This is a genomic window from Ectopseudomonas chengduensis (genome assembly GCF_900102635.1).
Taxonomy (GTDB): domain Bacteria; phylum Pseudomonadota; class Gammaproteobacteria; order Pseudomonadales; family Pseudomonadaceae; genus Aquipseudomonas; species Aquipseudomonas chengduensis.
Genome location: NZ_FMZQ01000004.1, coordinates 299213 through 319712, shown reverse-complemented (window position 1 = coordinate 319712; position 20500 = coordinate 299213). Strand labels below are relative to the sequence as shown.

Annotated in this window: 12 protein-coding genes and 1 pseudogene; 4 read left to right on the top strand and 9 right to left on the bottom strand. The window is 55.5% G+C overall.

What is annotated here, in order from left to right; all coding sequences use genetic code 11:
* Nucleotides 1-360, bottom strand: a pseudogene (locus BLS08_RS25995) (IS4 family transposase); the annotation flags it as partial.
* Nucleotides 361-610: 250 nt separating this feature from the next.
* On the opposite strand from BLS08_RS25995, the gene BLS08_RS09750 reads away from it, so the two are divergent.
* From BLS08_RS09750 to BLS08_RS09740, 4 genes are all read left to right on the top strand, one after another.
* Nucleotides 611-3043, top strand: coding sequence for a S1 RNA-binding domain-containing protein (locus BLS08_RS09750; protein WP_167375874.1), 2433 nt, complete (start codon nucleotides 611-613; stop codon nucleotides 3041-3043).
* Nucleotides 3044-3608: 565 nt separating this feature from the next.
* Complete coding sequence (locus BLS08_RS09745; protein WP_167375873.1) at nucleotides 3609-4766, top strand: STY4528 family pathogenicity island replication protein; 1158 nt, start codon at nucleotides 3609-3611, stop codon at nucleotides 4764-4766.
* Nucleotides 4767-4769: 3 nt separating this feature from the next.
* Nucleotides 4770-4895: a hypothetical protein gene (locus tag BLS08_RS26700; RefSeq protein WP_262385252.1), complete on the top strand. Its 126-nt coding sequence runs from the start codon at nucleotides 4770-4772 to the stop codon at nucleotides 4893-4895.
* Between the two features lie 473 nt (nucleotides 4896-5368).
* On the top strand, nucleotides 5369-6232 hold the full coding sequence (locus tag BLS08_RS09740; RefSeq protein WP_090336436.1) for a phage integrase N-terminal domain-containing protein: 864 nt from the start codon (nucleotides 5369-5371) through the stop codon (nucleotides 6230-6232).
* 85 nt (nucleotides 6233-6317) lie between these two features.
* On the opposite strand, the gene BLS08_RS09735 is transcribed toward BLS08_RS09740, so the two are convergent.
* The 8 genes from BLS08_RS09735 to BLS08_RS09700 all read right to left on the bottom strand — a co-directional run bounded on the left by BLS08_RS09735 (nucleotide 6318) and on the right by BLS08_RS09700 (nucleotide 20404).
* On the bottom strand, nucleotides 6318-8000 hold the full coding sequence (locus tag BLS08_RS09735; RefSeq protein ID WP_090336434.1) for an AAA family ATPase: 1683 nt from the start codon (nucleotides 7998-8000) through the stop codon (nucleotides 6318-6320).
* Complete coding sequence (locus BLS08_RS26495; RefSeq protein ID WP_169886837.1) at nucleotides 7997-11893, bottom strand: Eco57I restriction-modification methylase domain-containing protein; 3897 nt, start codon at nucleotides 11891-11893, stop codon at nucleotides 7997-7999. Before BLS08_RS26495 ends, BLS08_RS09735 begins: the two co-directional genes overlap by 4 nt.
* Nucleotides 11883-15191: a helicase-related protein gene (locus BLS08_RS09725; protein WP_090336432.1), complete on the bottom strand. Its 3309-nt coding sequence runs from the start codon at nucleotides 15189-15191 to the stop codon at nucleotides 11883-11885. The genes BLS08_RS26495 and BLS08_RS09725 overlap by 11 nt, the downstream gene beginning before the upstream one ends.
* A complete protein-coding gene (locus BLS08_RS09720; RefSeq protein ID WP_090336430.1) occupies nucleotides 15188-16249 on the bottom strand; it encodes a Fic family protein in 1062 nt (353 codons plus the stop codon). The genes BLS08_RS09725 and BLS08_RS09720 overlap by 4 nt, the downstream gene beginning before the upstream one ends.
* A 345-nt stretch (nucleotides 16250-16594) precedes the next feature.
* Nucleotides 16595-17806 carry a tyrosine-type recombinase/integrase gene (locus tag BLS08_RS09715; protein ID WP_090336428.1) on the bottom strand — a complete coding sequence of 404 codons (1212 nt, stop codon included), beginning with the start codon at nucleotides 17804-17806 and terminating at the stop codon, nucleotides 16595-16597.
* A gap of 213 nt (nucleotides 17807-18019) precedes the next feature.
* Nucleotides 18020-19120 (bottom strand): redox-regulated ATPase YchF, encoded by a 1101-nt coding sequence (gene ychF / locus BLS08_RS09710; protein WP_090336427.1) that lies wholly within the window; start codon nucleotides 19118-19120, stop codon nucleotides 18020-18022.
* Between the two features lie 24 nt (nucleotides 19121-19144).
* Nucleotides 19145-19735 carry an aminoacyl-tRNA hydrolase gene (gene pth, locus BLS08_RS09705; protein WP_074861198.1) on the bottom strand — a complete coding sequence of 197 codons (591 nt, stop codon included), beginning with the start codon at nucleotides 19733-19735 and terminating at the stop codon, nucleotides 19145-19147.
* 63 nt (nucleotides 19736-19798) lie between these two features.
* Nucleotides 19799-20404 carry a 50S ribosomal protein L25/general stress protein Ctc gene (locus tag BLS08_RS09700; protein WP_090336425.1) on the bottom strand — a complete coding sequence of 202 codons (606 nt, stop codon included), beginning with the start codon at nucleotides 20402-20404 and terminating at the stop codon, nucleotides 19799-19801.
* Between the last annotated feature and the right edge of the window lie 96 nt (nucleotides 20405-20500).

Below are 20500 nucleotides of genomic sequence, written 5' to 3'. Positions count from 1 at the left end.
GGTCGAGCCATCCACCGCGAGCACCCTCAGCCCACGCCACTTCTGACGCAGCCCGAAGCAGTCAATTTGTTGCTGCAGGAGGCGATTGAGACTTTCAAATACCTCGGGGTTGAGCTTTTTGCGCGCTTTGCAGAAGGCCTGCGCAGTGACCATTTGCGTCTCAGTCGACGCCTGATTGAGTACGCGATAGAACTGATCGAGTTCGGTTTGCAGGGCCGTGCGCGGCTGATTGAGCAGGAACAGGACGAGGTTCTTGAAGGTGAGCTGGCGTCGGCGGGTAAAGTCTTGAGGATTCTGGCGGTGGGCGGCGATGAAGGCGGGACAATCGAGCGGGCTGGTTATTTTTTGTACAATTTTCAAGCCAGGGTTTGGCTGGCGGTGTCAAGCGATGCGGTATAGGTAGTCAAAAGGGCTTCTCCCATGCACTGATTTGAGCGCTAATTATATGATATTTATGGATAATTTCCAAAGTTGATGACATTGGGGTTTTGCTGGTGCCAGCGTTCTAACGAAACATAACATTCGTGCTCTTTCGATTAATAAAGGGCGGTCAACTAAGTCCTACTTTCCCGATTATTTGATTACTCAGCAGGACTATCCTCTTATTGTTGTGGAGGCCAAGACGCCGGGAGAAGATCTAGTAGAGGCTTATAGAGAGGCAAGGCTATATTCACAGGAAATTAATGCTCTGTTTCCGGCAGGCATCAACCCTTGTGTGAAAGTGATTGCTACTGATGGAATGATTTTTCTTGCGGGTAATAGTGACGAACTAGAACCTTGTATTGAGTTGAAGCTAGAGGATCTGATACCGGCTAGCGAGCTATTCGCAAAATTCGTGGAAGGCTTTAGTGTAAAAGCTGTAAGTCATCTCTGCGAAAAATATGATGCTCTATTGAAGCCTAGCTATCTTAAGAAGCCTCGACGAATAATAGGCGGGAAGGCCCTGCAGAACGAGGAAGTTGGGCATAATTCTTTTGGTGCTAATATTGCGGCTGAACTTGGGCATATATTTAACCCAAGCTCTATTGAGGATAGGATCTTTATTGTAAGAAATGGATATATTCCATCAAAAAGGCGCGAAAGATATATAGATCCAATTGATAAGATCATAAGAGCGGCAAAGCCACCCAGTGAGGCGGACGCTAAGCTTATTGAAGATACAGCAAACCCGTCAGAGCTTGTAAAGGTTATAGCTCGTGGTAAGGTATTAGAACATAAAGTTATTTTGATCGTCGGCGGGGTAGGGGCAGGGAAAACAACTTTCATTGACTATTTGCGAGAGGTTGCCCTGCCAAGAGACGTTGCGGAAAGCTCCCTTTGGATTCGCATTAATATGAATGAATCCCCAATTTCTGGGGATGAAATATACAACTGGCTTCGCGCTGAAATTGTCAGTGGGTGTAAGAGAGAGCTACCGGATATTGATTTTGATGATCTGGATGTTGTTCAGAAAGTTTACTCCGTTGAGTTGGCTCGATTTAATAAAGTGCAAGGCAGGCTTTTGAAAGGCACGCCAGAGTATAATTTGAGGCTTGTAGAAGAGCTTGATAAATTAGAAGCTGATCGTCATAACACTGCAGTTGCTTTTACGAGATTCTGTGGGACGGAACGCGGTAAGCTTCCTATAATTGTGCTCGATAATTGCGATAAGCGAACGCTAAATGAACAGCTACTTATGTTTCAGGCGGCACAATGGCTGCAGCGAGAGTTTAAAGCTCTGGTAATACTTCCGTTGAGGGAAGAGACATATGATAACCATCGAGAGAGACCGCCGCTGGACACCGCACTTAAGGATATGGTGTTCCGAATAGAACCACCTATGTTCCAGCAAGTGCTAGTGAAGAGAGTTCAGCTTGCCTTGAGAGAGATTGGTGCGGGGCAAAGTGGTTCGCTTAGATATGATTTGCCTAATGGTTATACTGTTGAATATAGTAAGACAGATACTTCTTTGTATTTGATGTCTATATTGAAGTCGATCTTCGATCATGATAAATATGTGCGAAGAATTATAGTTGGTCTGTCGGCGAGAAATATACGTCGGGCGATGGAAATATTTCTTGAGTTTTGTACTAGTGGGCATATTAAGGAAGATCAGATATTCAAGATAAGGAGGAGCGAGGGGAAATATACGCTTCCGTTATATCAGGTTTCAAGAGTTCTGTTGCGTATGAATAGGCGATTCTATGATGGTGATGCGTCATATATAAAAAATATCTTTTCTACAACGCAATTTGATGCAAGGACTAACTATTTTTGCAGGTACTTGATACTTAGGTGGTTGAAGTCAAGGTTTCATCAGTTTGGCCCTAGTCCCGTTAAAGGTTATTTCAAGGTAAGGGATGTTAAGGATGCCATAATGGTCTATGGTTTTGAGGACTCGATTGTGACTCGGGACATAGAACATTTACTAGCAGGGCACTGTTTGCTTTCGGAGGATTTTAGAATAGATCAAATAACGGATGATGACCTTATTAGGATTGCGCCAGCAGGATTCGTTCATCTTGATCTATTGAGTAATATAACTTATTTGGCTGCTCTGGCTGAGGACACTTTGTTCTCGGATGAATCACTAACTAGAGCTATTGCCGGCAGGATCTCTGATCTTGAGAAGCATTATGATGTGAATACTACTTACGAAAATGCCCGAGATCTCGTTGGGTATCTTGAGAGGGAGCGAGAAAGGCAGGCTCAGTTGTCAGGAACATTCTTAAGTCAGAGTGAGTTTCTTGAGTTGTCAGATTTGAGTGACATGAAGAATGCGCTAGAAAGTCACATTCTGAAGAATACTCCTAAGGATTGGTTGGCAGCTGAAACAGAGTATCCTGTTGGGTCTGAACATCCCGGTGTGATAAAGAATGTTGATCTTAGGTATGGGGTTTTTGTGTTAATAGGTAAGCTCACTGGTTTGGTGCATGTAAGCAAGTTTTCAGACTTTAGACGAGAGTCTGAGCGATTTAGAAGTGGTGCCAGAATAGCTGTTGTTATCGAAAGCGTTGATGTTGTAAGAAAGAAAATTGCATTGGCTTTACCTCCTGAGACTTAGACCTTTGGTTTTTAGAGGTGTGATTTTTAGTGTTTTCTAGTATCCAAGTTATCTTGAGTTGCTTAATCTAGGTAAGGTTCGGTGACTACATCGCCTGATTTTCCTGAAATGCTCTGTTTCAATAAGATATCAGGTGCTTTTATAGTTCGATTCTATGGGGCTTTCTGGCTCAATGGGGCGGTTCGTAGCGGGTTCATAATCCCCACCTAGCCCTTAGTCTCAGCCCGACAATTCCAAGCCCAAAAACAACAAAACCCCGCCAAAGCGGGGTTTTGTTTATGCGCTGCTTACAACGATCAAACGTTGATCGGTCGGCAAAGGTCCATGAGCACTGAGTTTCGCGGGGAAAGCGCGCCATGGCCCTCGCGGGAATCGCTGGAAGTACCCCCAGTTGTACCCCCATGGGGGTATCGGGATGATAGATCAGTCTGGATGCGGGTGCCAACGCTGCGCCTGCCGGATAAAACGGGTATGGCGCAGACCGCATTGTTGGCTGACGCATGGGACGGTACGCGATGAGATGCGGGGGAACGGGCCGCTGTGGCCCAGACCTTGGAGAACGCTCATGGCAGACCATCACACCCGCCACAACCCGCTGGGGCAAGACGCCCTGTTCAGTACTCCAACCTCGCTCATGCTCGATGCCCGCCTCACGCCATTGGAGCGCAATGGCTGGCAGGTGCTGCGCATGCTGCGTTCTGCCGAGGGCATCAGCCCACTGGCGAATCTGGGGCAGTTGCGCCGCTATCTCACCTCTACACCACTGGGGCAGCGGGCCGGGTACGAGACGGCCCGGCGCGTCCTCGTTGTGCTTCGGCTGACGGGGTGGATCAGTCTGGTGGGGCAGCACCGCGACCCTCTGACCGGTCATGTGCTCAGCGAGCTGTATCAGGTTCACGAAAGCGCCCTGCACTTCCAGCAGGCTTGCACGCTCGATGCCAACCTGTCCGCGCTTTTGCAAGCCTCCATCGGCCACGAAAACAACCAGGTGGATCGGGTGGCCATTCACATTCAGGCAACGCTTGCACAGGCACCTGAAGCCGCCTCCATTGCGACCCACGATCAGCGCCACGACGACGATGATTTACCCCCTACGCCGCCGTCGCAGGCAAGCGAGGCAGCCGACCCACTGCTATTGTCAGGGGATTCCACTGGCAGCACGTTTGTTCCGCAACAGACCGGGCACGCTCGCCGCATGACAACTGAGCAGGGCAGTACGTATAAGACGTATATGTATAAAAAAGAACGTACGTACCGCGCGCGCGAAGGCGACGGCGACCCGGCATCGCAGTGGGTGAACTTGCCGCCTTGCCTGAGCAATGCCCAGGCAGATCAGCAAAAAGATGTGCAGGCCGCCTTGCGGCGGCTGCCGCCGCAGCATCGCCAGGAAGTGCTGGACGAATTGCAGGCACGCAGCCAGAGCGGCACCGTGCGCAATGTCGTAGCCTACTTTTTCGCCTTGGTGAAGCGCGTCTTTGCTGGCGAGTTCCGCTTGTGGGCAGGACGCAAGGAGGCGTCTGCCACCCCACGGACTGCCGAGAATTGGCCTGCTGGTGTGCCACGCACCGAACACCGCCTAGAACCGACTGCGCAACCGGCATCGCGTGAAACCGCCCTGGCGCACATTGCCAACATCCGCAAGATCATGAACACCTCGACGAACGCCGGGGACATCGCAGCGCAGGCAATGCAGGCCAGGGGATGGCAACCGCATCCTGCGTAGCAAATGCTGCCGCAAAACGCGGTCGTCACTGCACGCCGCAGTGACGACCCGCGCAACACCGCCAACAATGCGGGCGAAAGCCAGTTCCTATTGCATGCGGCCTACATGATGATGGCCGCCCTAAACTGACCGGACAGTTGCCAAGACCGATGGGCTTCGTACATCGGCACCCCCAACAGCGCAGGTTCCTGCAAGCGCTGGCCCGTCAGGGCGGAACCACCCCAGGTATGCCCAGGCTCCGACCGCATACCGGCCCTACCCAGGGCGGAGCCTTCTTCGTCTGTTTGAACTCATCCCTACCGCGCCGCCTGGCGCACCGTCCTTTGCGGCAATTGCCTGTGTGCAACGCACCGGGCTCCTGCTGCATTTCTCATCCCACCCACTTCATAGGAGGACTCGTCCACGTTCGCATCACTTTCGTCTTGTAGTACCTCCGTCCGGGCTTCCAGCAGGGAGCAAGACGGACGCCTCATTCGAGGCTCTGGTGTCTCCTGAACACCATGCCCTTGCCCTCACGGGATCTCGCCTTGGCGAGTTGGCACCAACACTAACCATTGAGTTTCAGGACAACGCGGCACGACGCTTTGCTTGGAGGCCGGAAGATGGACGACTTGACCTATACCCTGCGGCAGCTTTGCCAACGCAACCGTGACGGCAGTCACAACACGCAGGCCGACCGGATGCGTTCGCTGTCGCTGGCCGCGCGGCAACTGCGCGAGGCCGGCTTCCGGCAGATGAAGGCTTCGTCGCTCAAGGGCAAGCACGTCCAGGCGTTGCTGGAACGCTGGCAAGGCGAAGGTTTATCGTCGGGCACCATCAAGAATCGGCTCTCTCACTTGCGCTGGTGGGCTGAGAAGATCGGCAAGGTCGGCATCCTGCCGGCGGACAACACGCAACTCGGCGTGGCCGAGCGCCGCTATGTGACCAACATCAGCAAGGCCCAGGAACTGGGCACAGGTCTTGAACAGATCACCGATGTCCACGTGCGCATGAGCCTTCAGCTACAGGCCGCCTTCGGACTGCGTCGGGAGGAAGCAATCAAGTTCCAGGCCAGCTATGCGGATCGAGGTGACCACATCGCCCTCAAGGGATCGTGGACCAAGGGCGGTCGGGAGCGAACGGTGCCCATCACCACGACAGAGCAACGCGACGCGCTCCACGCAGCACACCACCTGGCCGGCACAGGATCACTGATCCCGGCAAACAAGACCTACATCCAGCAGCGGCACGTATACGATGGACAGTGCAAGGCAGCGGGTCTGAGTCATATGCATGGCCTTCGCCATCAGTATGCGCAATGCCGCTATGAGACTCTGACGGGGTGGCCAGTACCTGCAGCGGGTGGGCCATCCGTCAGGACGCTGAGCGATACACAGCGAACCCAGGATACCGCAGCACGACAAATCATCAGCCGAGAGCTTGGACACGAGCGGTTGCAAGTCACTTCTATCTATCTTGGAAAGTAGGCCTTGCCAGTCTGCTTGAACTCCACCACCTCGTTTTCCCAGGTGTCCATCAGGCTGTGCAGCAATTGGGATAGATTTGGTCGCGTCATTGTTGCACCTCCAGCAGCACCTGCTCAAGACGATCTATCAGCTTCTTGGCGCGGCGCACTTCCTCTTCGTAGAGCGGTGTGGCGCTACCGTGGGATGCAGGGTTGAGCACACGCTCGGTCATTTCCAGCACGCGGTCAACGGCCTCCACAGCCTCCATCTTGGCCCAACCGTCATGCTTCAGAACAGTGCGGAGGTCGTTGCGTTTTGATTTGAGCTTACCCTTGTCGGCAGGTTGCAATGCAGCGCTGCCGTCCAGATCAGTGTCATCCGCTGAGATCAAAAGTTCTCGATGCTCCTTGGGCGTGCCCTTCAACACCCTTTCGTACATTGAAGTCGGAATGCCCTCCAGCAACTTGTTCTTTGCCGCACGCAGGTTCTCGGTCAACGAAAAGAACTGTCCCGGCGGCAGCGCCTTGCCTTCCGCCCATTCCCGATAGCGCTTGGCCGTGTCTTCCGCTGCCTTACGCAGGAACATTGCGGCTTCTTCGATGTCATGGCCGTTGAGGTAATCCTCCGCTTTTTCGAGATCACCTTTCTCGCTCTTAGCCTGGATATTTTGCGCAGCGTTGCCCTGCAAGCGCACAAACTGCCACTCAGCGTGACTGCTTCCGATACGACGGCGGAACTCGCGGAAGAAGCCAAGCTCGTGGGTCAAGATAATTTTCTGATAGTTGGCGAAGGTGTCGGATAGCAGGATGTCCACCACCTTCATGCGGTTGCTCATGTCCAGGCTGACCAGTAGGTCATCAAGAACCAAGAGCTTGAGGTCGGATTCGTGCAGATTGACGAGTGAGGCGGCGAAACGGACGGACAGCGCTAGTTGGGTCAGCTTTGCCTCGTTCAAGAAGCTTTGAGGTCGTGTGATTTCTTCGCCACCAATCTGGATGCCAAAGGATATTACTGGCTTCGTAAATATGAACGTATTTTGGGTTGAACCGATTGCTCGCGGTGTTGTTGTCACCCCAATTTTTAAGGTCACTTTTGCAGGGTCATCAGCAGAAAAGTACTCGTCGTAGAACTGCTGTGCCTTTGTACTGATTGAATCCACTATTCCAGGAATAACAGCAGCAAAAGCGTCCGTTTTTCGCCTGAACCGGTCATAGGAGTTTGTCCCTGCAACACCACTTAACCCACGAGGATTTGGCATTTCGAATCTTATAGCATCCCACATCTGCAATGGATTTCCGCCACCAGTCGAAGCGCAGAATGGCAATATCTCTTTTTCAAACAACGGCCATAAATCGAAGTTCTCCGAGTTACGAAAGTGTGAGAAGCCGAAGAAAAAACGATAGGTAATGAAGTCACTGGCAAGATCGCCCTTCAGAATGATGGGATGATTGTAAGTTCCATGATCGGCCTGACTAATGCGATAGATAGTGTCGTTGCGGGTCTCTGTATCCCGCAACGTCAATGCGATTTCTCCAGACCTGGGGACCGCTTCTTTCTGCTCATGCAAATTAAGCAAGTGCTGTGGATTCGCAGGATCGAAATATTTGGCGATACTGCCGCTCGGCTTCTTTCCCGCACTCTGGAGAAAGGTGTAGAGCGCCCAATACAGCGAAGACTTGCCTGCACCATTGGCGCCGTATACCAACAGGTGGCGCCCCTCCAGCTTAAGCGAAAACTCACGGAAAGCTTTGAAGTTGGTGATGGCGATGTGGTGCAAGCGCGCCTTCATACCTTGCCCTCCTCTTTGATGACGGCCAAGAGATCGGGGCTGTCGGCGGAAATGCGCAGTAGACGGTTGCGCATTTTCGACTCGGGCTCGTTCAGTGAACGATAAAGTTGTGCAATGAAATCGCGCCGCTTCGAGTCCGAAGCGGCGGGATCGTAGACGGCGAGATGTGGGACGAGAGCGTCGATGAACAACAAGTCGCGCTCGGCCATGTGATCGCGGAAATAGCATTCCATCACGCAGGCATCGATGAGGTCTTCAAAGAAGCCCGCGACAGTCAGGTCACCAAACCCGTGTACCGCTTGGATCAACGCAACCAAGTTCGCAATGTTCTCCTGGACTTCTACAGCCGGCTTGACGACGGGGATCTGCTGAATCGGTGCCGCATCCACCTGAAAATTAAGACCCTGCATGCTTCCGCGAAATCTCAGCCAGTAGTGAATCACTGACGAGTTCAGGACGGCGGACAAGTAGCGCATGTCGATGCGTGATGTCTTAATGACATTCATCGAGAGCATTACGTAAGCTAGATCTCGCGTAAAATAAAACGTCGGTGATACACATTTTCTCGGGGAGAGAATTTTGTCACCTTCGCGAAAGAACGCCTCGTCACGTGGCCAGTGAAGGTTGAAATAGGCAATCTGGCCGGTCTGATTCTCGCGACGTTCTTCCATGATCTCCCGAAACTGGGAAAGGTGCTTGATGACGGATGGAGCTTCATTTGGCGAAATGAGCCCCTTTTTCGTATAAAGGATGCTCAAGTCCGTGGGGCTGCGGTGGTACTTTCTGATGTGGACAGGCTCATATAGCGGCTTCAGAAATCGGCGATCTTCCCCGCGAATAACTTTCGCCTCTTCTTTGTCTAGGACAAAGACACCATCGCCGACGTTAATTCCGCGCTGCTCCGCCTTTTTTTCGCCAAGTGTTTTTATGTTCCTAGAGTTCACCCGGTCGGGATTTGGAACGATGCCCTGGGCTATTTCCGACTTTTCGATGTAGAAAGACCCTCGCTGCTGAATTGCGTCGAGAATCAAATTCTTGTCGCCGGAATTGAACAGCAGTGTCTTGCCGGCCATTGCTACGCGATCGACTTCAACCATATAGGTCTGAAGATTGGCATCTTGCTTCGGCACCCCAGAGGACAGTTTGTAAACGTCCTGACGTGAAAAGTCGGATGGAGCCTTGGAAATTTCGGCCTTGTAGCGCTGTGGGCTCTGCTGCTTAATCAACAGCATGACCATCGTCTGGATGGCCGCCGACTCGAATATCATGAAATTCTGGAAGTCGATCAGCTCGACGAGCAATGCCTCCGCCAAGATCTTGTCCCGCAATTTGGATGCGCCAGCATTCGTCACCCAATTGTTCGTGGCAATGAATGATAGAATTCCTTTGGGCTTCAAAATGTCCAAGCCTACGTCTACGAAAAGATACCAGACGTCCATCTTTCCCTGGTAGCAGGGAAGGTTGCGAAGGCTATCGAATCGTTTTTTGTCGTCGTTTTCTTTGAAATACGGCGGATTGCCGATGACGATATCGAATCCGCCGGCCAGTGAACGCCCAAACATCCAATGCGGATCGAAGAAATCGGCTGTAGTCTGCGGGTCGAAAGGGTTCCATTCAGCAATATGCTGTGCCTTCTTGGATGAGCCGAGGCTCTGGGCAAGTTCTCTCCCAAGCTCTTCTCGAAGAGTTTCGATCTTCTTCTGGAGGGCGAGCTTCTGGTCGCGCCTTTGCACACCGAAGTGGCCGTGGTAGAGGCTTTCGATTTCAGCTTCGATCTGGTGAACGCGTGCAGGAAGCAGTGCCAACTGATCCATTTCGGGCAGACCAATGAGAGTATTGGCAGCAACGAACTTTGTTTCCAAGTTCGGCAGCGAGCGAATGCCGTGGTTCTCGCGTTTGTTGCGGTTAGTGCGCTGGTCGCAAACCAGGGAGATGAAAAAGCGCAGCTTGGAAATCTGGATGGCAATGGGCTGGATGTCCACGCCATAGAGGCAGTTCTCAATCAGGTAAAGCTTGCGCCCATAGTCATCCTCGTTGTCGGCAAAGTCGCGCTCGATGGCGGCGATGGCCGCCTGACGCGCGGAAGAATCGGGAATCTTCGCGGCGGCATCAATCTGGAGTTGCTTCCAGAGCGCGTTGTCGGGGTCGAGCTTGTGGATGATGTAAACCAGCTTGTGCAGCATCCCCATCGGGAACGCGCCAGAGCCACAAGCCGGGTCGAGAATCTTGCAGGTGTGGATGGCATCCAGCAGCGTGGCGACTTCTTTCTCATTGAATGGATGCGCCCGCTCGGTGTAGGCGAAGAGGATATCCAGGCCAGCCTTCGCGTCCTGCTCGCTCATGCCGGCCTTGATCAGCGCGCCGGTGAGATGCGCTTTGAGCGACTCATCCACCATGTATTCAACGATGGGGCGCGGAGTATAGAAGGAGCCTGTCTGCTTGCGGGCAGTGGTCTTGGTTTCCTCGTTGTAGGAGGCCAGCAGGTTCTCAAACACTTTGCCCAGCAGTTCGGGGTCAAGCGCGATTTCCTGATCGACCGGCGTGTTTTCGACGATGGTGAATTTGTAGGCGTTCAGGATATGCAGAAGCCCGCGAACCTTCTCCTTCTTGCGCTTCTTGTCGCCATAAGCGTCCGAGAGGTCTGCTTCATGCTCCACGCTGAAGAAGAGGTGGTTGGGCAGGGTTGGACGCTTGTTCTTTGTGCGTGAGAAGCCGTCGAGGTAGCGCTTCTTGCCCGTTGCTTCCTCGGTGCGGTCAAGGCACTCGAACAGGCCGCCATTGAGAAACGGCACATCGGCAAACTGATCGAGCGCGGTAGCGGGATCGCGGAAGTGATCTTCGTAGCGATAGAGCGTGTCCACACCGTAGGTGGTGCGGTTCTTCGGAAAGCCTTCGTCCTTGGCAAAAGCGCGATAGGGCTGGCCCTTGGCATCCTTGCCCATGCGCTGGTTGAGCGTGGCGAAGAACAGGTTTTGCAGGATGGCCTCGTTGTAGGTGGAGGCGTCGGGCGACAGGTCTTTGAGAATCTTCTTCAGTTCATCCTCGACAAACAGCTTGTCGGGCACGAGGTTCTTCTCCTTGAGGAACCAGCAGAAGATGAGGCGCGTAAGCAGGCGGATGAGGCCGGTGGCACGGCGCTTTTCGTCGTCCTTTTCGATGTCGGCCGGGAAATCGACTTGTGGCAGCGCCCAGAAATACCAGTTGGCGAGTTCGCGATAGAAACGCTTGTTAAGCAGTTCGACATTGAAGACTTCTTCCCAGGCGGCATGAAGCTGGTCGAAGTTCTGGATGACACGGCGACCCTCAGTCAGCTCGGCCAGCGAGAACGATGCCAGGATGTCCAGGTGGCCAGGGTGAGGATTTTCGATGGCAATGTTCTGGATCAGCGTGACCTTGCCCAATACGTCCTTGTTGTCGTCGCGCTTGTTCAAGCGGCGATTGATGACGGCGATGGAGAACCGCCCGCCGATCTTGAACAGCACCATCACCGGCATTGGGAAGATGCGGTTGATCTGGCGGGCGATACCAGCGAGCTTGCCGCGTGCGTAGTCGCCATCCGCCAGTTCGATGGCGATGAAGACGTAGGACTGAAGCAGGGAGGTCTTGACGGCTTCATCCTTGAACAGCGCGGTGCTGCGGGAAAGCTCTTCGTCTGTAAGCTGGAACAACAGTTCAGCAGACTGCCAGCTTGCGATCAGTGCTGCCGGGTGTTCCAGCTTGGATTCTGAATCGAACTGCGCACGGAACTCGGCAACCGAAGGCGTTTCAACGGTACGGTCGGATGCGTAGCCCAAAGTGGAAAACAGCGACAGCGCAGCTTGACGCAAGGGCTGGCTGGAAAGTTTTTGGATGCGCTGGCTGATTGCCTGCTTCATTTGGGTGCTATTGCTCATGCTTGATCACCAGCCAAGTAATAAGATCAAAGTCAGTTGTGGCCTTGATAGCGCTCTGACTGCTCAGCAGCTTGCCACCACGCCCTGAGAAAAGATTCCCTGCGTTCTTGCGCCCAAACTGTGCGGCAATGGCAGCCACCGCTTTGTCGAGCAGGCCGCTGTAGCAGCTCATGTCCTGCCCGTGGGCAGTCTCTTCGTCGAACAGCTTGCACAGCTTGGCGTGTGGTTCGGTCTGGCCCTGGCAGACCGCGCGGAAGATTTCCAGAATCTGCTTGGGCGCGGTGAAGTTGTAGCGCACCTCGCCATCGTCACGGATATAGACGAGGAAATACGGTTGCAGCGGGTTGACTGCCTCATTGCCGGCGGCGTCGATGCGCTGCTTCAGGCAATAGATGATGCCGGGCTTGATGGCGCTGTACTCGGCGTGCGGAGGCACTACGGCGTAAAGGCCGAAAGGAGCTTCTTCCAGCTTCTCTCGGTTGGCTTCGATGTAAGTGGCCAGTTCCATGCGGAAGTCATCCAGCGTGAATTCTCCCAGCGCGACGGATTCGTTGAAGTCTTCCAGATCGAGCACTTCGTCCTTGAGTCGCAGCAATTGCTTGTCGCGGTAGCGCATGTCCTGCTTGATGAGGTCTTCTAGGTCTTCGGCTTGCAGGATGTTGTCTTCCGCCGTGGCGGCGATATCGACCAGAGCCATACGCGCCTCGACACGGTTCTTGAGATTGATGTACTTGTTCAAGTCCGGCGTGGGCCAGAAGTTGACGAGCTGGATGGCGTTGTTGGGACTGCCGATGCGGTCGATACGACCAAAGCGCTGGATGATGCGCACCGGGTTCCAGTGGATGTCGTAGTTGATGAGGTAGTCGCAGTCCTGCAGGTTTTGGCCTTCAGAGATGCAGTCGGTGGCGATGAGGATGTCGATTTCGCCATCCTGCGGCATGGACTTCATCTTGCCCCGTTGTTTGGCGCGCGGAGCGAAGTTAGTGAGGATGTGGGTGAAGTCGGCCTGGCCGAAGGTGCTGCGATTGGGGCGTGCGCCGCCAGACACCAGAGCGATGTGAACGCCCAGCGTGTTGCGTGACCAGTCTTCCAATTCTTCGTACAGATAGGCAGCGGTATCGGCGAAGGCGCAGAACACAATGACCTTGCGGTTTTCCTCGCCCAGTGTGTTGGTGCTGGGGTGACGCACCTTGTGTTCGATGAGGCGCTTGAGTTCGGCGAGCTTGACATCGCGCGATGCATCGACGGCTTGGGCAGCATCGGCCAGCAGCGAAAGCTGTTGCTTGTCGGTGGTCAGATCGGCCAGCCAGGCGGCCACGTCCATATGCTCCATGCGGTACTTGAGCTTGGTTCCCGCCTGGAAGGCCTGGGCCAGTTCTTCGTCTTCTTCGGCTGGCTCCACGAAGAAATCAGGCTGGATGTCTTCCGCCGTCTCGGCCTGGTGTTGCAGGAACTGCTTGAGTCGTTCTTCCAGGTCTTCGATCTTGCTGACGGTGCGCTCCATGGTGATGGCAAAGGCGCGCACAGAGCTTTCCAGGCGCTTGAGGAAGTTCACCTTCATCATGCCGATCAGGAACTTCTCGCGGTTCTCCTGGCTGAAGTTCTTGACGCGATGGTCTTCGTACTGCGCCTTGAACGCTTCCAGCACGTACTTGGACGGCTTGAAGATGGAAAGCTGGTAGTTGTCGATCTCGTCGTTCAGCTTGTCATAGGAAAGGAAGCGGCCCTTGAGATCGATCTCGGAGAATACGGATTCCGGCTTCCTGCGCTTCGGAAATTGCCCGATCTGTGCCATCGAAGCTTTGTAATACTTCTGGATGTGTTTGCGCGAACGGGCGATGGTGAGTTCGTCCAGCAGGGTGAAGAACCCGGCGGAGAGCCTTTCCATCAAATCACGGGCATCCCGCTCGCCAGAGCGCCTGGCCCACTCCATGAAGGTCTTTTGGGCGACGGTAAGCGTGTCCTTGATGCTGTTGATGCCGAAGCTCTGCGAAAAGGCAGTATCGCGCCCTTCGGTGACAAAGTAGATTTGGTTTCGCAGGTCTTTAAGGTCGTTGTTGACCGGGGTTGCGGACAGCAGCAACACCTTGGTCTTGACCCCAGTCTTGATGATGTCGTCCATCAGCCGCTCATAGCGGCTCTTCTTGATGAGGTTGCCTTCTTCGTCGCGCTTGCCCTTGGTGTTGTTGCGGAAGTTGTGCGATTCGTCGATGACGATCAGATCGAAGTTGCCCCAGTTGAGCGTTGCCAGGTCGATGCCATCTACGCGGCCGCTGTCACGTGACAGGTCGGTGTGCGAGAGCACGGTGTAGGCAAAGCGATCCTTGAGGAAGGGGTTGAGTTCGCTGTTGTTCTGGGCGAGATAGACCGTCCAGTTGTCGCGCAGCTTCTTGGGGCATAGCACCAGCACGCGGTGATTGCGCAGCTCGTAGTACTTGATGACCGCCAATGCCGAGTAGGTTTTACCCAGGCCCACGCTGTCGGCCAGGATGCAGCCGTTATGCTGGTTGATCTTGTGGATGGCGCCTTTGACACCGTCCTTCTGGAAGTCGAACAATGCCTTCCAGACCTCTGTGTCGATGATGGCGGTTTGGTCGAACAATGCGGCATCGGCTTCCTGCCCGGACAGGAAGCGCTCGAAGACGTGGTAGAGCGTCTTGAAATAGACGAACTCCGGCGCATGATCGACATAAAGCTGCTCCAGGTAGCGCAGAACATCGGCCTTGACGTCGGCAACCAGTTTTTCGTCGCTCCAGATTTCATCGAACCATTGTTTGAGGTCGGCCCTGTCGCGGTCGCCATCGACAATGAGGTTCAGTTCGATGTTGGGCGTGTCGGACAAGCCGAGGCCGCGCCGGGTGAAGTTTGAGCTGCCCAATAGCGCATGTTCACGTCGGCCATCGTCAATGTGATAGAGCTTGCCGTGCAGAAGGTTGGCCTGGCGGACTGAGCGGATATCGACCTTGTCGCGCAACCATGCAGCGCAGCGACGAGCGACTTCCTTCTGTTGCAGGCGGTTGGCCAACTCCATGCCTTCGTCTTCGATCTTGAAAGCTTTCTTGTCGGTCTTGTCCGGGTCGAGCGAAGCGATGAAGCGGGGTTCGCCGAACAGGAAGTTCAGATGATCGATCTGGTCAAGCTGACTGGACAGCGCATCGTAGGCGTAGATGGTGAAGTAGGCCGATACCACGGAAAGTTGGCTGCCTGCGGCCATTTTCTCGGCCAGGAAGTCGGCAACCTTGCCGCGAGTATGGTTGTCACGGATGCCATGACTGATGATGTTTCTTTGAGTACTCATTTCTCACCCGATTGATCGGTGCGAAGCCACTTCGCACCTCGCCCCTTACCAGTCGATTCAATCAAGCCTTCTGATTTCATCGCTCGCAGCACTAGTCGAACCATGTCCCGGCTCACGCCCGGGCAGGCTTCTTCAATCTCGGAAATCGAGAATGGCAGGGTGCGCCCCAGAACTTCCGTCCGCACCCGGTCGCCTTTGCTGCCACGGCCACGCTCGATGGTGCCGACACGCTCCTCGAACTCGCGGTAGGCCCGCAGCAAGGCGCCCCAGAAGTAGTCAAGCCAGGGCTTTACGTCGTGCTGCCCCTGGTGCCAGCCCTGCGAGCTGGCTTCCAGCGTCTCGTAATAGCCTTCCTTGGTTTCCTCGAAGATGCGTTCCAGACTGATGTAGCGGCCCACGGCATAGTCGAAGTGGTAGAGCAGCAGCAGGGTCAACAAGCGGGACATGCGACCGTTGCCGTCCGGGAAAGGGTGGATGCACAGGAAGTCGAGCATCGCCAGCGGCACCAGTACGAGAGGGTCGGCTAGGTGCTGATCCAGCGCGGTGGCGTATCGCACGGTCAGATCGCCCATGGCCATCGGCGTCAGGTGCGCTGCGACTGGCTGGAAGCGTAGACATGACGTGCCGTCCGGGTGACGTTCGATGATGTCGTTATTGGTAGCCTTCCAGCGCCCGCCCGCCTGCGGCATATAGCGGTACAGCAGGGTGTGGAGTTGCAGCACTACGCCCTCGCTGAAGGGCATGTGCGCGGCCGATTCGTGGATCAGCGCCAGGGCGTCACGGTAGCCGGCGATCTCCTGTTCGGAACGGCTCTTTGGCGTTGCGTTGCGGATGACAAGAGACTTCAGCCGCGAGGGTGCGACGACAATGCCTTCCAGACGGTTGGAAGACTCGGTGGACTCGACCACCGCGATCTGGCGCAGCCCCTTGAGGGCTTCGGGCGACTGCGCGGCGTAGAGTTGCTGCTTGCCCTGGTACTCGCCCAGTGAGCGCAACGTGGCAGCCTGGGTGCCGTCGAAGCGAAGCGCGGCGAGGTACTCGGGTGTGAGCGAGTGCATGGAAATGTAAGCCCAGGCTGTGTAAATGGGGTAATCATAGCCTTTAAATGGGGCATTGTCTCTAGAAATACCTCATTAACAGTGTTTGACTACCCCATTTCCTGAATATTGGACCGGTCGCGAGGAGTTGGCATGGCTGACCAGGGCGGAAATGGGCGACATGAACTCAAAAATAGGGTAATTAATCAAAAAATACCCCATTTATTTCATTACCTACCTCATTATCAGCACCCAGCCTTCGGAAGGCGAACGGCAAGGGAATGGCATTCAAGGGACAACGGCCCTATCCAGAAAAGGAAAAGGCCGCCCTGTCCATTGGTTCTGCAACACCCAGCCAACTCTTCCCTATGCCGTGCCGCTGCCCTCCGCAGCACCCAGGTAGTCCGCCCAGTCCTGCAACAGCGTCCTTCTCTGATCCAGTAGCAGTGCTTTGTTATATGTCGCCCGCACCTTGTTGCTTTCCACGTGGGCAAGCTGCCGCTCGATTGCATCAGGCCGGTACCCGTTCTCATTGGCCCAAGTCGAAAAGGTCGTCCGCCAGCAATGCGGCGTTGTACCCCGTCCCAGGTTCATGTCACGCATTGCGTAGGTGAGCCGATTGGGCGTGGTGAAGCCCTTGCCGCTCCGGTGTGGGAACAGATAGCGGCCACCGCCCGTGATGCACTGCAAATCCTTCAGCACGGCGATGGCCTGTGCAGACAACGGGCTGACATGGTCACGCCGCGCCTTCATCTTCACCGCAGGCCGACGCCACAATGCATCCTCAAAGTCGAACTCGTCCCACTCGGCATCCGCCGCTTCCCCTGGACGGCAGGCAGTCAGCGCAATCAACCGCAGACACAACGAGGTTTCCGGATAGCCCCTGTAGCCGCACAACTCCTGATAGAACTTCTGGATTTGCTCTCGCGTCATCGCCGCCTTGCTCTCGCTGAGCGGCACACGCAGCAGCCCACGCAGGCTGGGAATTGGATTGGCCTCTACCAAGCCACGCACAACCGCGAACTCGAAGATGGCAGAAAGATCGCCTTTGACATGGATGGCCGCCCACGCACCATGTGCCTTGCATTCCTCCAGCAGAGGGCGGATCTGCTTCACGCCGATGTCGCTCATCGGCAACCCATCAAACTTCGGCGACAGGTACTTCCTGATGCGGGATTCTTTCGTGCGGTAGGAACTGAGCGCAAAGACTGGCTTGATCTCGGCCAGGTACGCCTGCGCTACCTTGGCGAACGAGCTTTCCTTCGCGCGCTTGCGTTCCTCCAGCGCTTCGAGGTTGCGCTGCTTGACCTGCTGCCGTTCATGGGCAGGATGGACGCCTTGCTTGACCAAGGCACGCGCCTTCTCACGGGCCGCGCGCGCCTCCGCAAGACTTACTTGAGGAAAGCCGCCAATGGCAAAGAGGTTCTCCTTGCCTTGCAGGCGGTACTTCCACCGCCAGAGCTTGCCGCCGGTGGGCTTAACCAGCAGGAACAAGCCCCCGCCGTCTGAAAGTTTCCAGTCTCGATCAGTCGATTTGGCCGACCTGACCTCGAGGTCGGTGAGTAGATTCTCGGGCATCGTTGGACTCCACTGCGGGGAAAAATACCCCCACGGTTGAACACGAGTACCCCCAACGCTACCCCCGATTTTTTCAGAACTCGATGAACAATAGGAACGCTCAGCAGACCGTATTGTTAGGCAAGCTATTGATTTCAAAAGGCCTGCCCATTCCATCGAGCGCTATTGAGCGCTCCTGAGTTCAGAAAAAATCGTCAGACGTTGATCACACGTTTAAACGTTAAAGCGGAAGTGCATCACGTCGCCGTCCTTGACGATGTAGTCCTTGCCTTCCAGGCGCCATTTGCCGGCTTCCTTGGCGCCGGCTTCGCCCTTGTACTGGATGAAGTCGTTGTAGGCGATGACTTCGGCGCGGATGAAGCCTTTTTCGAAGTCGGTGTGGATCGCTGCAGCCGACTGCGGGGCGGTGGCGCCGACCTTGACGGTCCAGGCACGTACTTCCTTCACGCCTGCGGTGAAGTAGGTCTGCAGGTTGAGCAGCGAGTAACCGGCGCGGATCACGCGGTTCAGGCCCGGCTCTTCCATGCCCATGGTTTCGAGGAACATCTGCATTTCTTCGAGATCGTCCAGTTCGGCGATCTCGGCTTCGATCTTGTTGCACACCGGCACGACGATGGCGCCTTCTTCTTCGGCGATGGCTTTTACCACGTCGAGGTGCGGGTTGTTCTCGAAGCCGTCTTCGGCGACGTTGGCGATGTACATCACCGGCTTGGTGGTGAGCAGGTGGAAGGTCTTGGCCAGGCGCTTCTCGTCGTCACCCAGATCTTTCAGCAGGCTGCGCGCCGGCTTGCCTTCGGTGAGGTGGGGGATGAGCTTTTCCAGCAGGGCCTTCTGCGCCACGGATTCCTTGTCGCCACCTTTAGCGGTGCGAGCCACGCGCTGCAGTTGTTTCTCGCTGCTGTCGAGGTCGGCCATGATCAGTTCGAGGTCGATGATCTCGATGTCGCGCTTGGGGTCGACGCTGTTGGCAACGTGGATGACGTTGTCGTCTTCGAAGCAGCGCACTACGTGGGCGATGGCGTCGGTTTCGCGGATGTTGGCGAGGAATTTGTTGCCCAGCCCCTCACCTTTCGACGCGCCCGCGACCAGGCCGGCGATGTCGACGAATTCCATGGTGGTGGGGATGACCTTCTCGGGTTTGACGATTTCGGCCAGGGCATCCAGGCGCGGGTCAGGCATGGGCACGATGCCGCTGTTCGGCTCGATGGTACAGAAGGGGAAGTTCTCCGCCGCGATGCCGGATTTGGTGAGGGCGTTGAACAGGGTGGACTTGCCGACGTTGGGCAGGCCGACGATGCCGCAGTTGAATCCCATGATGTGTCCCTCGGTAAAAGATGGTTACTTGGTGGCCTTCTGGCTATGCAGTTTGCGCATGGCCACGGTCCAGTCGCCGGCAAGTATTTCCGGCAGGACGTCCAAGGCGAAGTCGATGCTCTTGTCGAGCAGTTCCTGTTCGCTGCGTGGGGCGCGTCCGAGCACGTAGCCGGATACCAGGCTGGCGTGCCCCGGATGGCCGATGCCGAGCCGCAGGCGATGGAAGTTATTCTGGTTGCCGAGCTGGGCGATGATGTCGCGCAGGCCGTTGTGCCCACCGTGGCCGCCGCCCTGTTTGAGCTTGGCGACGCCGGGTGGCATGTCGAGTTCGTCGTGGGCCACCAGGATTTCTTCGGGCTTGAGCTTGAAGAAATTGGCCAAGGCCGCCACGGACTGGCCGCTGCGGTTCATGTAGGTGGTGGGGATGAGCAGGCGAACTTCGCGCCCCTGGTGAACGAACTTGCCCACCAGGCCGAAATATTTGCGATCGACGCTGAGGTTGACGCGCTGGCTCTCGGCCACGCGCTCAACGAAAAGGGCCCCTGCATTGTGCCGGGTCTGGTCGTATTCGGGGCCGGGGTTACCCAGGCCAACGATCAGTTGTACGGCAGTCATACAGGAGCCCTTTTGAGGAAATCGCCCGGCGTGATCGCCTGCCGGGCGGGTTCCGCGCTGTGATTACTCGGCAGCGCCTTCTTCGTCTTTAACGCGGCTGGCGTGGATGTTGGAGACAGCCAGGTCGTTACCGTGAGCCAGAGCAACCAGCTCAACGCCTTTCGGCAGCTTCAGGTCGGACATGTGGACGGTCTGGCCAACTTCTACGGCAGCCATGTCGACTTCGATGAATTCCGGCAGGTCTTTCGGCAGGCAGGAAACTTCGACTTCGCTGATGGTGTGGGAGATCTCGCCACCTTGCTGCTTCACGCCAACGGCGGTTGCTTCGTTGATGAAGTGCAGGGGTACGTGGGCGGTCAGTTTCTGGCCGGCTACGACGCGCTGGAAGTCAGCGTGCAGAACGAAGCCTTTGGCCGGGTGGCGCTGCAGGGCTTTGATCAGGACGCTTTCTTTGGTACCGGCAACGTCCAGGCTCAGGACGTGGCTGAAGGCAGCTTCGTTTTCCAGCAGCTTGGCCAGGTCTTTGGCCAGCAGGCTGATCGATTGCGGGGCTTTGTCGCCACCGTAGATCACGGCAGGCACCATGGACACGTTACGACGCAGGCGGCGGCTCGCACCTTTCCCCAGGTCGGAACGCACTTCGGCATTCAGGGCAAATTCAACAGTCATTTCACATCTCCAAAATAACCAAACCGCCTTGTGGCTTGCGACCAGCCTAGGGCGGTAGGGCAAAAAGCCCCGCACGAGGCGGGGCAGTGTGATCTG